Source organism: Paenibacillus sp. W4I10, assembly GCF_030816325.1.
Taxonomy (GTDB): domain Bacteria; phylum Bacillota; class Bacilli; order Paenibacillales; family Paenibacillaceae; genus Paenibacillus; species Paenibacillus amylolyticus_B.
The window spans coordinates 5,330,041-5,344,913 of record NZ_JAUSXX010000001.1 but is presented as its reverse complement, the minus strand read 5'-3'; the positions used below and the strand labels follow the sequence as shown (position 1 = coordinate 5,344,913).

The 14,873-nt window shown below is 45.2% G+C and carries 10 protein-coding genes; 1 reads left to right on the top strand and 9 read right to left on the bottom strand.

From position 1 onward, the window contains the following. Positions 1–29: 29 nt before the first annotated feature. From QF049_RS24035 to QF049_RS24000, 8 genes are all read right to left on the bottom strand, one after another. Positions 30–407, bottom strand: a complete 378-nt coding sequence (locus QF049_RS24035; protein ID WP_307541111.1) for a winged helix-turn-helix transcriptional regulator — start codon at positions 405–407, stop codon at positions 30–32. Positions 408–438: 31 nt separating this feature from the next. Then, positions 439–858 (bottom strand): MarR family winged helix-turn-helix transcriptional regulator, encoded by a 420-nt coding sequence (locus tag QF049_RS24030; protein WP_307541109.1) that lies wholly within the window; start codon positions 856–858, stop codon positions 439–441. Between the two features lie 65 nt (positions 859–923). Next, a complete protein-coding gene (locus QF049_RS24025; RefSeq protein WP_307541107.1) occupies positions 924–1,658 on the bottom strand; it encodes an SDR family NAD(P)-dependent oxidoreductase in 735 nt (244 codons plus the stop codon). A gap of 424 nt (positions 1,659–2,082) precedes the next feature. After that, positions 2,083–2,556 (bottom strand): IS200/IS605 family transposase, encoded by a 474-nt coding sequence (gene tnpA, locus QF049_RS24020; protein WP_307541105.1) that lies wholly within the window; start codon positions 2,554–2,556, stop codon positions 2,083–2,085. 216 nt (positions 2,557–2,772) lie between these two features. Continuing rightward, positions 2,773–3,738 (bottom strand): SMI1/KNR4 family protein, encoded by a 966-nt coding sequence (locus QF049_RS24015; protein WP_307541103.1) that lies wholly within the window; start codon positions 3,736–3,738, stop codon positions 2,773–2,775. Between the two features lie 214 nt (positions 3,739–3,952). Next, positions 3,953–5,578 carry a rhamnogalacturonan lyase B N-terminal domain-containing protein gene (locus QF049_RS24010; protein ID WP_307541100.1) on the bottom strand — a complete coding sequence of 542 codons (1,626 nt, stop codon included), beginning with the start codon at positions 5,576–5,578 and terminating at the stop codon, positions 3,953–3,955. Positions 5,579–5,933: 355 nt separating this feature from the next. After that, on the bottom strand, positions 5,934–6,806 hold the full coding sequence (locus tag QF049_RS24005; RefSeq protein ID WP_307541098.1) for an AraC family transcriptional regulator: 873 nt from the start codon (positions 6,804–6,806) through the stop codon (positions 5,934–5,936). Between the two features lie 168 nt (positions 6,807–6,974). After that, positions 6,975–9,083, bottom strand: a complete 2,109-nt coding sequence (locus QF049_RS24000) for a TerD family protein (protein WP_307541096.1) — start codon at positions 9,081–9,083, stop codon at positions 6,975–6,977. A 483-nt stretch (positions 9,084–9,566) separates the two neighbouring features. Between QF049_RS24000 and QF049_RS23995 the strand changes: the two genes are divergently transcribed. After that, positions 9,567–10,568, top strand: a complete 1,002-nt coding sequence (locus tag QF049_RS23995; RefSeq protein ID WP_307541093.1) for a hypothetical protein — start codon at positions 9,567–9,569, stop codon at positions 10,566–10,568. Between the two features lie 85 nt (positions 10,569–10,653). Here QF049_RS23995 and QF049_RS23990 read toward each other — a convergent pair whose 3' ends face one another. Then, entirely contained in the window at positions 10,654–14,847 is a 4,194-nt protein-coding gene (locus QF049_RS23990; RefSeq protein ID WP_307541092.1) for a DUF8202 domain-containing protein, read from the bottom strand. Between the last annotated feature and the right edge of the window lie 26 nt (positions 14,848–14,873).

Genomic DNA, 14,873 nt, shown 5'->3' with positions numbered 1-14,873 from the left:
TCCTGAATTCCAGAATCGGCTTATATAAGTCACTCAACGTCAGTAGTAGTTGGCGGCTTAAACAGAATTTTCCCTCGATCACCATAAACATTCTCCACGTGTATATCGCCCCACCTACACATTAGATGAAGAATCTCTTTAAGACTCCATCCATACTCTGTTAACTCATACTCCACTTTAGGTGGGACCTGGTGATGGGAAATACGGACAATAACCCCCGCCTCCGTTAGTTCACCAAGTTGCTGCGTCAACACTTTCTGAGTGATCGCAGGGATCAGTTTCATCAGCTCACCATTACGTTTCTTGCCAAAGGTAAGATGGAATAGAATAACAGGCTTCCACTTTCCCCCGATTACCTCAAGAAAAGCTTCAACTGCGGTGTTATATACTTTGAGCGGTTCCTCCATATCACCTTCTGTCTCCCTTCCAGGCTATGGCTCAATCTTCCCGATTCATCTTCTCAAAAATATGGACTAATTGCGCTCGATCCTCTTCGTTTAATTTCTGGAATAAATTCTTACGCAGCTTCTGGCCCTCCAATATTGCTCTTCCGAGGACTTCGGCCCCTTTATCCGTAATGTTCAAATAGATAATGCGACGGTCTGCTTCATCTACCATTCTGACGACTAATTCCTTGGCTACCATCTTGTCCGATAAATAACTGAGTGTAGGCGGCGTGAACCCTAACAATTTTGCAATATCCGAAGGTCGGCTTTTTCCATTTTGATGGAGATGGCTGAGTACAAGTACATGAGAGACACCGAGGTCCTCATTGAATGATTTGTTCCATTGTATGATTAATTTATTGGTGAAATTATCCATGTTGTGTATAAGCTCAAAAATGTTCTGTTCTTCCATTAGATCCTCCTCGAAAAAATAAACAACAGCCCTAATCAACTTAAGGGCTGTCATCATTTTACACGCTATTGGGCTGAGTAGCCACCATCGATCACCAGTTCAGATCCTGTAATGTACGAAGAATCATCCGACGCCAGGAACAACGCGGCTTTGGCAATATCGATAGCCTGGCCCAGACGCTGCAGAGGCGTTGCCTGAATTAATCGTTCAAGCAGTTCCTTTGATGTGTTCAAGGATTGGGTCATTGGTGTTTCGATGATCCCAGGAAAAAGAGCATTCACCCGAATACCTTGACGTCCGAAGGTCGTCGCAGCGGCTTTGGATAATGCACGTACCGCGCCTTTGGATGCCGAGTAATGGTTAAAGCCTTGTCCAATCAAAGCGGTGTATGATGAGATATTGACGATGGAACCTTTCTTCTGGGCCGCCATATAAGGAGTGACATGTTTCATGCCAGCGAATGGGCCGAAGCCATTAATGGAGAGCATTTTCTCCCAATCCTGTGCATTGATTTCCTCAAATGGCTTCTCCGAAGAAATGCCTGCATTGTTGACCAGAATATCAATTTTCCCAAAACGTTCATTCACTACTTTTGCCAGTGCCTGCCAACCTTCATCCGAAGATACATTCAACTTCATTCCGTACACATTCTCTTTTTGGCTTGCTTTCTCCAGTGCTTCCTCATTAATGTCTGCTGCAATGACGATGGCGCCTTCCTGCGCAAAAAGATCAACCATGCCCTCCCCGATTCCCGAGGCTCCGCCAGTAATAATGGCTACTTTATTATCTAATTTTCCCATGTGAATTGCTCCTAACGTATTTTATTTATTTGTAAGTAACAAGGGCTACTATGTCTTTCATTCTTAACATGATGCGTAAGCCCCTTTCTTGAAGAAACCAAAGTATTTAGACATATAATATTTAGATGACTAATTATTATATGTCTAAATACTAGCAAAGTAACTGCCTTAATGCAACGAGTACAGCTCTATATACTTACTTTGGATATCTTAGCGAAGCTAATGCAGTTGAAAAAAGCTCGGTTTGGGCGACATTTCCGACTTATCGCGCATAACTAGGCAATCAGGACCACCCGTCCAACGGGTGGTTTGCTCTTGGGGTATAACCCCCTGTTGCCAAACTGCGCCTAAAGACGCTAGCCTGACAGCAGGGCTGTTCAGGCTCAGTGTTATTTGTCACTTTCACTTACCAGTTAAACTGGTCTTACTTCTTTTTGCTCCGATTACTGCTGAATGGATCTTCGTATTCTTTTACACTCAGCTTATCTAACGCTTGATCATGTGCTTCTTGCTCACGAATATACTTTCTTACCGTTGCTTCATTTAGACCCACTGTACTCATATAGTACCCTTCTGCCCAAAACTTTCGATTGCCGTATTTATACTTGAGCTGGGCATGCTTCTCGAAGATCATGAGCGAACTTTTTCCCTTTAGATATCCCATGAACGTTGAGACAGCTATTTTCGGTGGAATCGCTACCAACATGTGAACATGATCGGGCATCATATGACCTTCTATAATTTCTACTCCCTTGTACTTACATAGACGTCTAAAAATTTCGATTAAGTCTTTTCTCACTTGATTATAGATTTCTTTCCGTCTATACTTCGGGGTGAATACAATGTGGTATTTGCACATCCACTTTGTGTGAGCTAGGCTGTAGCTCTTGTTTGCCATTGAAGACCATTCCTTTCTTTGAGCCTGAACATCTCAATTTTATCGGAATGGTCTTGGTGGTCAAACCTCAGGTCCCTCCACCCGCATAGCGGGTGGTTTTTTGTTTCGCGCGTTACACGCACTCAACTGGCTAAAGCCATAAACAAAAAAACTGCATCCGTCATTACGGATGCAGCCTTTTCAACTTTTCGTATCAAGAGAAGCTCATACCCTTACTTACAGTGAACCTTCAAGGTTTGCAGGTTGATTTTCCTCATTCAACAGACCTTGAATAAAGGTTTCAAAATTGGGTGCAAGCCAAGTAATCTTGTAGCTTTCTTTTTTATCCACATGAACAACCTCGGGCTCACCAGCATTGCCGGATTCACGATAATCCAGCATCACCACCTCCGAATCGGAAGGGCACTCACAGATAACAACACCGATTTCGGGGTAACCCCCCTGCTCGATAATAAACCGGCTGCCAGTTTCACCACCTAACGAATGCGCTTTCTCCCGCCCAATACCCAGTATACCCGCGACCTCAACGCGGACCTTCTTGGCAGCCTCTGCTTGGCTAACAGGATAATACCGATAGTGGGGTACACCGCCATTATGTAATTTCATCATGTTAATATAGGATGTTGGCAGCTTAAACACCAACTGCTCCTCCACTGACTCGACCTGTTCATCGGTAGGCGGGGCCAACACATATTTATCCACGGCTTCAGCACTGTCATTCCAAAAACCCATTGGTTCCAGATGGCTAACGCTAACAGGTGGGGTTGAGAGTTCAGCAACAGATGGGACGGTATCCAAGGGCTTCTCTACGGATTCCTCTGTGAGTTCCTCTGCTGTTTTGCTTCGAATCCATCCCAGAAACTCCAGCGTATCTTCATCCTCAGGGTCCAATTCATCCGCTCTTTCGAACGCTTGCAGCGCATGCGCATATTGCTCGAGATAATAATAAGCCAGTCCAATCCGATAATGCCAGAGTGGGTCACCTGTGCCCTCTTTAGCAACCGTCAGGAATTGTTCAACCGCTTCATCATACCGTTCCAGGTTATTTAGCGCTCGTCCCAAATGGTTAACCAGCTCATAATCCCTTTCTTCCACAGGAATCGCTTGAATTGCATCTACAATTTCCTGAAATTCATCTTCTTCATGCCACTCTTGCAATTGAACCAACAGATCGTCTCTCATTCTCTTTTCCTCCCCGTTCATTCACTCATGATTACGTATTGAAAATTATACCACTATCCGGATCACCATCTCCAGCAAAGCAAGATCCTTAGGGATATCATGAATCGATATCTTTTCATTTCCGATGACAAAGCCAAAAGAGGTAACCTGAACCCGGTTAATAAAACCAGGCAGGCTACCTCCTCTATTCCTTCCACTATATTGAATTCTTCATTCAATTCAGCAACTCAACACAATCGTAGACCCAACCTGCACTTAACCAGTTACCCAAGTCACTGGAACCGCTGATTGGCGTAATCGTGATGGTATTGGAACCATTCACGAAGTAGGATGCTGGAACATTCCAGCTAAAGGTTGTGTTGTTCCCACGATACGTACCAATGGTGAAGCTACGAGAATTGGGCTGTGAAGATGCAGCAGGATTGGTTAAAGCATGTCCATTAACCGTTACGCTAGGTCTGCCATTATTGTAGGCTGCGGTAATCCCGATATTGAGCATATGGGAAGATGCCGCTTGAGATGCATTCAAGTTAAACGTTATTGTGGTTGGTGAATTCTGACCACGGAATTGGATTGCTGGGAATCGATTGGTCGCGCTACCGGTAGCATAGGTGACAGGTCCCCAGCTTGGGTTGCGACTATCGGAAGGGTGACGAATCGGAATCGTCTGTCCATTCAGGAGCTCCCGTGGCGTACCATCCCAGTTACCGATTCGCCAGATGTTAGAGGCTTTACTTGGGTCATTGTTGATCGTACGTGTATTCAGAGTCGTCGTTTGTCCTGCCGTGACATTAACCGTTTCCGTATATACAGCCAGTTCTCCCTTATATGCTGTCATGGTGTACGTCCCCGGAATCATGCTGTATTTGGCGGCCGCTCCACTTGAAGACGTCCCCACCCAATACTGGGCATTGCTATTGGCAAACCCAATCGTGTACGCATAACCCGTATCCATTCCGAAGAGACCATTAAGCACCACGTTCCCCCGACTGGATACCCAACCCTGCAGATTCAGACCAGACATCCAGCTGAAGTCGGGTACACTCGGCGTACCGCCCGTTGTAAAGATCAAAGCATACGGCCCATGCAGACCCAGGCGCCAATTCTCCGTCTGTGCATGTCCCGAGTTCATATAGTTATATACTTCCGTCTCTGTTCCACTTTGGAACTGGATATCACGGAAGAATGGACCACCAGAGCTTTTTTCCCGATTGCCGTAGGCCATAAATACACCGACGCCATTACCCGTAACTCCACGAACGGATAAGTCTTTGGCCTGATCATTACCATAATATTTCGAGGCACTCTGACCGTTTGCGAAACCAAATACATCCTGACTCTCGATTGCTCCTGTGTTACCTCGATTATTGGAATTCGCCGGAACACCTGTCAACACACTACCATTACCGCGGAAAATGTACCGTAACTCTCCGATCGAAGGTTGAGCCGTGATATGCGTTGCCATGTATATGATGTTCTCGCCACCACGCGAAGCATAATAGTGAGTTAGTGTGCTAGTGGATACCGTGATTAACACGGTTGATCCTGAAGGAGAGGTGTTCCACGTCACATTGGCGGAGGAGCCCAAACCTGAGCCGATATGCGATCCTCTATTGCTGTTCAGCTCCGTACCGTTCATTTTGGCCGATATAATATCGCCATTGGTTTTGTTCACCACATAGACTAATCCTGATCCGGTGTTTACTTCGATTCTTGAGCCGTTATCGGAAACATTAATGGTTGCCGCGTGTCCGGTAGATGCAGGGTATACAGCAGCTGTTGCAATCATGACGACAATTAAAAACAAACCAAGTGCCTTTCTCACTATACTTTTGGTCATGAGTAAATCCCTCCTTGGAACTCATTCGATAAAGCGCTTACATTATAATGTATAATAACTGACACTTCCGTCTCATATCGATATGTCTGCTATGTGAGCCTGTCCATAATCAATGGAATGTTATGTCTACGTGCGTATAGAATAGAGTCATCACTTCATGTAAATCTAATCTCGCCACCCCCTTTTTAAATCACTCTTCTAAATACAAGTATTCTTACAATTCCAATAAAATAATACCATTATATTACATATGTTCGCAATGAAAACGGCTCTTATATCTGATAGCTAATTCTGCATACAAAAAAACGCAGCTTCAACAAGCTGCGCCCGCAGATATCATCAAACTAGAGACGTATCATCTCTTCCGAATAGGTATCCATATCTCACTTCTATATTGCTCTACAGTAACATCCTTGTGCTCATTCCATAGCATTTCCGGACCCTCACTCAACTCATAGTCCGATGAAGGAAACCACTCTGCGTAGATCCGGCCCCACACCTCCTGAAGCGTACCAGGAAACGGACCCACGACAGTAAATACTGCCCACGTTGAAGCAGGAACCTCAAGCTGTGCCAAGCCCTCAGGTGCTTCTTTTGTCGTAGCTGCGCCAATGTAATGATCCAGTTCTCCCTGTTCTGCCATCCGCCCCTCACTGAAATGGGCCGAAGCACTGATTAAGCCCAGAGGCTGGACGTTCGATGCCCCCTTGATCGTATCAATCAATTCCGGTGTAAGACTCTGGTACATCGCAGAGATCTCAGGATTTACCCCGTGAAATACAATTGGCACCCTTTTACGAATACCCACGATTCGAAACGCCTCTTTATCTTCAATACGGTAGTTCATTTCGCTTCCTCCTTGAATGGTCAGTTGAAATGTCATCCGTGGGAAGGCTTTAAGGGATGGACCATGGTTTCTCGCTTCGGAGGGCGTAGTGCCATGCATGCTTTGAAAAGCACGCGAGAAAGAATCCGGCGATGTATACCCGTACTTCAGCGCAATATCAATGATTTTGCTGTCACTGTGGCTTAACTCCATAGCTGCAAGTGTCAAGCGGCGACGTCGAATATATTCCGAGAGTGTTACACCACTAAGAAAAGAGAACATGCGTGTAAAATGATATTCCGAGCAGCAGGCAATCCGGGAAATCTCCTTCATGTCCACGACGTCCATCAGATGCTCCTCAATATAATTCAAGGCTTCATTTAACCGCCTCAGCGTATCCATATCATCCCTCCCACGTTAATTTAAGCTTAGCAAAGTCATTCTCTTTGCATCCGACATTACCTGCACCATTCTGTAGGCTCTTTGCACCCAAACCAGAAAAAAGAGCAGCATCAGCTACTCTTTTCTAATCTTGATACTCACATAACGCCAGTATTTAAGTCAAACAGGTCAAACCAGATACTCCGCCATAATTTGCTCGATATCGTACGGTGTAACGCCTTGATCCACCGAATAGATTGTATCCGCCTGATCTATTGTATCCACCAGTTCTCCTCTAGCTTTGGCATGGAGCATGAACAAGTCATGCAGATCGGGTTTGCGTAAATTTGTTAGTGCTTTACCCATCAAGACCATGCCTTTTTGATTGCCTTCCACATTATTGTAGTAATCCGGATGGCTTGTCAGCGCCAGGTCTGTCCAGATGACGGTGCGTTCGACCAGATCCATAATGACAGGGATCGCAATCTGCGTATCCGCTGTAATATCGATTTTGTTAGCTACGGTAGACGGTTCGAAAATCTCGCCAGACCCCGGCTTCTTCCGCATCATCCACCCTACAAAACATTCGGGCAGATCACAATACGGATGACTTGTAAACGAAAGCAGTGTTGCCACCACATATCGTCCACCATAGGCCACGATGGATGGAATATGCAGATCAATGAACTCACTTGCTCCGTTAGGTGCAGTCACGATATCTCCGCTATGGACAGCCTTATAGTTAGAGGATCGCAGATTCGTATAGGAAATATGCTCCACATAGTTCCAGTCCTTATCATACATCACCGCAGACAAGTCAATGTCCACGCGCCCTGTAGACTTTCCATCCACGTCCCCCTCTTTCCACCAGTTGAAGAAACGAATGGTATCACCCTCTGCCATCGGCACACGGCTTCCACGAACGATGGTATGCAGAGCCTTGCTCGCCGATCTCTGGGAAAAGGGTACCAGATAATCATGAAGCTGTGGATCGACATAGGTCTTCCCAAGCGGGGAAAGGTTTGCGAATCGCTCTACCAGCGCCTGCTCGCATAATTGCACGACATCTTGACACGTGCCTTCATCGATCTCTGGCAGCTCATTCGGAACGGCAAAAGCTTTGGCTACATTGCCTTTCGGGAAGAAGACACGCAGATCCTGCGGTTCATTACGGCGGGCAAAATGCTGTCTCACCTGCAATAACACCGGGGTAGATACTTGCTCCAGTACCTCACCAAATGCCAGCAGTACATACGCTTCATCTTCAGTCATCCGCAACAAGTGATCCAGTCTTCTCGCGAATTCGCCTGGACGCTGTGACAACAGATCAATCAGACTCCAAACATTCCGATATTGGAAGGCAAGTTCCACACTTCCATTGAAGGTCGAATAGGGTTTATTATTACGCAAAATAGCAAAGGCTTCTTCGCATCGTGGATACCGAAGCTTATATTCCGAAGGATGCAGAATTTCGCCAAGACGAATCCAGCGATCCTTATATCGTAGCATATCCTCCGTGATGGAGCCGCATTGCTCCAATAATCCGAGCAAAAGGCGTCTCTCGCGGCGTTTGAATTTCCGGAAGGGAGAAGCCGCAGCCAGGCTGACATCACCATCGGACCAGGCAACAGCCAGACGGAGAACATCACTTGCGGTTTTAAAATACATGCCGATTCGGTCGATGTTCGCCTTTTCATGCTTCAACAGCGAGGCAACCACAAAGCCTACATTTTCTTTGAACGGAACCTCAGCGGGTAATAGCGCATCCACGTCTTCCGGGTCCGCGTGCTCCAATACCGTGTCGATATCCGCCTTGTCTGTTTCCGAGATGGAACCTTTTGCTTCAATGATCTGACGGATGAGCGTCTGGAATGCTTGCTGGTTTCCCAAACCAATGACTTTCAAGTCCGTCTTCTCCAGCAAAGGCATTCGCTCCACAGATTGTTGATCCGGATAGACCACAGTCAGGTTGGTCAGATAATGAATAATTGCATTAAGGTATAACTCCGCTTCATCCGCTTGCATCACCTGCATTGGGAATCCTGCATACATCGGTGTGTACTTCACATGCGCGCCGACCATGACTCTTAGATCAGCCACAAGTTGAATATATACTGTTTCAAACTGTTCCTTGGACAGCTGCCGCATCGCCTGCATTAACTCATCCGAGAAGGTGTATCCGAGTGCTTCAATATTTTTGAGGGCAGTCGCCAGGTGTGTCTTCGGCAACTGTTGTTTCCCTTCGTTTGATTCAATAATGAGTTTGTTCGCTCTGCGCAAATAAATCGTATTGTTCATGATAAAAGAGTCCAGGAAAGCCACATCCCTATATAACGTGAAAGGTTAGGGTTAGAAGGAAGGGAATATGATAGCCTGGACGCCTCCTCTCTGATAATGAAATCTTCAGGAGAGCTGCAACCCTATGATCTCCAATGATGTAGAAGGAAGGATCGCAATAGCCTGAAGGCCAGCGATTCGAAGTTCGTCACCCGAACCTCTGGTGAACCCATCATCTCAGATTCCACGATATGCCAACAGGGCGAAAGTATTACGATACCCCATTGAAATTCTTTTTTATATCCACCAAAAGATATATGTGGATTATGATCTTTCCCAAATCCAGGGGGAGTGCTCAAAATTGTGTCGAATATAACGAAGAAGAACCCAAGAGAATGATGCAGAAACGAGGTTAGGACGATGGAACTTCAAAAATTATATTCTGATTGTATACGGCTCAAATTCAATTGTGGAGTTAAGCCTGAGCCTTCGTGCACAGATTATATGGAGTATGGTTTGTATGAGGATAATAGTGCCGAACTGTTTATGGTATCCCACCCAGATGAGACATTTACAAGCTGGATGTCGAGACTGCGTCCGAAAGATCCCTATTATGGATCAAGGCCAGACTGGAAGCCGACTCTCTCAGAACCATTTGAACAGCTCGATGTTTATGACGAAATGATTATGTATTATCTGTTATTTACCATCAACACCACGCTGTCGATCAACACGTATAACACCTACAGTGCCATGAATGAATTTATGAAAAGCTATAGCTTCTTCCAATTGTCTCAGCTAAGCGAAATTCCCCAATTCAGCGAGGAACAAAAGCATCTGTTACGTGACTTTTTCTTCTTTTTTTACCTCTATGCACACCCGGTTAATGAAGATACATTATATGCCTGCTCATTCAGCGAACAACACCTTGTACATACGAAGACCGACATTTCATTGGAGGATTATTTTTCGGCATACCATGATCACTACACCTTACTTCGAAATGAATACAGGGAACAAATCGTAATCACTGCTGAAGAGATCCAAGCCTGCAAACGCCTGACGCTGGAACTGCTATATACCATTGAAGGCCGATCTCCCAAGTTAAACATGCCTTCAGAGGAAGGTTTGGAACCAATCATCATGTTAATCAACAACGTGAGTCAGATGTTACAGTTGTATACAGAGGAACCGGAGGCATTATTCCAGATCATGCGGGATTTCCTTATTCAAGCTGAAGGTCACTCCAGTACATACGCTAACCACTGTTTCAAGACACTGCTTCAGAACTATGCTTCATATATCCTGTTTTTCCGATTTGATGAGGTTCAATTGCTGGTAGATGCTTTCAGGCATACCCCGGCCTGGTGCGAAATAATTGTTAGTAAACTGTTCAACGACTCCATCTTTCTTGAAAAGATCATGAGACTACAGCAGGTCAATCTTGACGCTTATCCAGACGTCACTATGTTCTTTAATGAAGAGGCACGAAAGATGATTTTGTAGCAACGATCTGGCCCTACAAAAAAATGCCTAAAAAAGCCTTTGCCGACCCCCAATGTCAGCAAAGGCTTTTCATTTTAAATTGTGTTTATTGATCAATCAAGTGTGTTACTTTCAACATTCTTGCAATCAATGCAGTGACCTCAGCACGGGTCATCGTAGTCTTCGGACTCAGAACCTCTGGTCCATTACCTTGGATGATTCCGGCTGCAATCAACTGGGCTACATCTTCTTTCGCCCAATTTGATACATCCGCTGCATCACTGTAACGTTCCAGTTCAGAGTTCATCTGATCCGGGCTAATTGCCGCTTCCGGTTCAATCAGACGATACGCACGAGCAACCATGGCAAATCCCTGCTCGCGTGTGATCTCCTGATTACCGTAGAAGTTCCCATTATCGTAACCCCGAACGATACCGAATTCATTCGCAAGGGCTACCGCGGAGCGGAACCATGCGAAATCGTTAACGTCAGGGAATAGATTCTGTGGTGCATCCTGACGCATTAAGCCCAGTCCAAGCACAACAATCTCGGCAAACTCGGAACGAGTAACCTGACGGTTCGGTGAGAATGTGTTATCTCCGTTACCTTTCAAATCCAGTCTTGCAGCGATGTTGTTCACATCCGTTTTACCCCAATGAGATCTGGCATCTTCAAAATCCTGCGGGTTCCAGATGACCGAATAACTTCCGCTGCTACGCAAATCATTAATGAGTGCATAGTAACGACTATCGATCTTGGTAACAACCGTTGGTACATGGAAGATGCTACCGTCCGGATTAATGATTACGCCTGTAGTAATCCGGTTCGGATCGATACCTTCTGGAAGTGCAATATACTTCGGTGCATAGCCGTTCAACTGGCCGGATCTAACTGTCTGTCCATCTTTCGTAAATGTAAGATCCAGATCGACCGGATTCACCAGAAGCTCATACCCTTCGATTGCAGCCTTGTTTTTCGCGCTGCTGATCAAGGCATCCGAAGAACGTGCAATGTCGACATGTACAGCAATATCTTTCATTGCAACGTTACCCAGTTGCTTGGACACACCGTTCAGGTCCATTTTGCCACCAGGTACCGGATAGATCGCCAACGGATTGCTAATGTTCAATTTGGAACCTTGATCTACTAATTGTTTCAGTGTTTCGAGGTTTAAACCATCCACCTTCATATCCCCATCATTCGGCGAATGAATGGCGAACTGCTGACCTGTGCCTTGTGACATGGCAACATTCAACTTGGCTGGATCAACTTGAACCAATGTTTCTTTGTTGTCAGATGGTTTGGATGTAGCAAATGGTTGATGGCTACCATCCCGAGTTGTTTCCAAATTATCCTTCACGGGTGCCGTTGGTGTTGGTACTGGCGCAGGGGCAGGTGTGCTTCCACCGTTACCTCCCGTATTTCCACCGCCATTGTTCCCGCCGCCGTTGTTGCCTCCACCATTGTTACCATTGTCACTGGATGCTCTGGTGATAACCGTAGTGTACTCCGTCTGCAAACCATTCGTATCTGTAACTCTAATGACAATTGTGTTTGAACCTACCTTAAGTGCGAGATCATCACTACTATTGCCGCTCTCCACTTCCTTCCAGATTCCATCATGCAAAATCTCAATTTTGTCTGCAGAATCAGGAGCAGTCGGGTAAATACGTAGATTGTACACATCATTGGTTACCGTTGCTGCGTAGTTGAATTGGTTTGGATCAAATGCTTGGTTCAACGCAATATTTTTCCCAAATGAATCGGTCAGACTGAGCTGTGTCAGTGCTTCTTTTACAATAGTAAATGTTTTCGTTTTCGTAACGGAACGTCCTCCGTCCACTGCTGTTACCTCAACGGTATAAGTGCCGGGTGCCAGATCTTCATCCAGATGATAGGACCAGTTTGGGTCCCCAGCATTCCAGATCAAACTTCCTGCAACATCAACTACATTTCCATCCGCATCTTTCAACACTGCACTCAGCGTATCTGTATCCGTATGGACCGTACCCGAAACCGTTGGCTTCTTATCTGAAGTACTCCCCGCTGGTTCAGTAATCTTCAGCGCGCTCGCGAATGGGTCTTCCAAATCGAATTGGAAATCATGAACCAATGTCCCTTCTGCTCCCTCGCCTTTTAGATAGCCAGATGTTCCATTGTAAGCAACGTTAACCTTCTCATCACTTGATAATTTAACCGATTCGGGCAAGGTCAAAATCAATTTTGTAGGATCAGATCCATCGATGACAGCTCCGACAACTTCTACGGTTTGCCCACCTACCGTAACTGTAAATGCACTACTTAGATCCACTTCAGAAACTACTTCGATACTTTTATCAAAATGAATGGATATCGTGCTTTCGCCCTCGATGAAGCTGCCGCTGTCCGCTTTGGGTTGATTCTTGACCAATCCATCGATTGCATTATCCAATACACTTAACAGGTCATTTACCTGAGTCTGTGTTACCAAAGGATTGCTCAAAAGTGTCTGTGCCTCTTGGACTTTGGTTTGCAATGCATTCCATGAATCAGTCGTGTAATCACCATTCGATAAAGCTAAGGCTTCTTTCACTTTTTTCGCTAATGGCATTGTATTGACTGCATGAATAGCCTGATCGAATTCATCAACCTTGAGTCCGGTTAACGCGTCTCTCAACGTGCCACTACCGTCATAGTTAATTGTAATTTCTTCTCCCGATTCAAGCTGAGCTTCCGTCAGAGGGATGGAAATCGTAGATCCATTAGCTATAAATTGACTCAGATCATCATACACGGTACCTCCAACTGTGACGGTGAAGCCCTTCAAATCATCCGATTTCACGTCACGATTGAAGGTTAGATTCAAAATTCCATCGTCATTGACTTGCGATGTTAGCAAGTGAGCATCTTTAGGTTCCGGATAAGCAGCTGCAAACGTGAAGTAAGAACCGTCCGCAAAGTTGGAACTGTTTAATGTAACCTTTCCATCCGTTACTGGATAAAAGGTATCATTGTTGTCAAAAGAGTCATCTTGGCTAAGAATGATGTAGCTTGGTTTTAAGCCTTCAGCATCGTCCACTTGAAGTGTGATATCTTGATCATTCCAGTTCGTTTTGTCCACCTGATACGAACGATCCATGATCTTTACACGAAAGCCATCTTTCACGATGGGTGCACTTACATAAGATACGGTATCGTTCGCGCTCTTGTCTGCAAACATAAAGAAGGAGTTGTTATCCATCGTATTCTCATTGTCGACATTATCTGAATGAATCGTATCTCCAAGAGCAATGGCTACATTTGAGCCGACTCCTTGTGACTTGGATTGTTTCTGGTCCTGGGCACCCAAGTCATCCCGTCCGATCCCGGTAATGCGATTTTTGTAATCTGCCTGGTTCGACGAATTCCAAAAAACAGTACCTTCTTCTCCGTTCCAATCACTGGCAACATAGTTGTCTGCTAAAGTGATTCCGTATTTTAACCCCAAGTAGCTGTACACTTTAGCTCTTTCAACGTCCTGTAACTCGCGATTATATAATATCGTTTCCGATATTAGTCCATTAAACCTTCGATTATGCCCTGCTCCGAAGTAGTAACCCGCAGCACTCGTGGCACTATTAAAGTTCGCTGTTCCTGCAGTTGTTTTATCGATTAACTTCGTATTATTTAAATACATCCCAAAGTAATTCTCAGTGCGAAGTACATTGAAAATATCTGCTTGCCCTAACTGATACGGGTTACCTGCATTATTTCGAATCAATTCGTCGTTCCCTGCATTGCCAAATGAAGATCTGATTACACTTGTACTGTACGTGTCGGTACTTCCTTGGCCGCCAAAATGCCAAGGGAAACCGCTCGCAGCAGCTCCTTGAATGGAAAATGCCTCACGAGCGACATCCGTTGTATGGAAAGGCTCCCTGACATAGTATCCTTTGTTACCATCAATTAATATACCGCTGTTAAAGTTAATGGCACCTGTAACTAAGGTGTTAGGATTTACGATACTCCACACATTATCATGTTCTACATTGGGGTCCAGATCTACCAGATCGGTCAAAGAAGTGATTTTACTGCCGTCAGCTGCCAGATTCATACTTTGCTCAACATCAATCCATGATATGAGTCCATCGCTTACACCACCCGGATATCCCCCTGCGGTAATCGCGGTACTGTTGGATACAGGATTTTCAGTATCTGCATGAGCTTCTATGGCTGGAAACAAAATTGGTGTAGGCAATATACTCGCAACCATCACCAAAGAAAGCACCCTTGACCATACTCTTGTCATTTTGCTGTTGCGCAATTTCTTATTGTTCTTCAAACACTTGTCACACCTTTCGACTAATA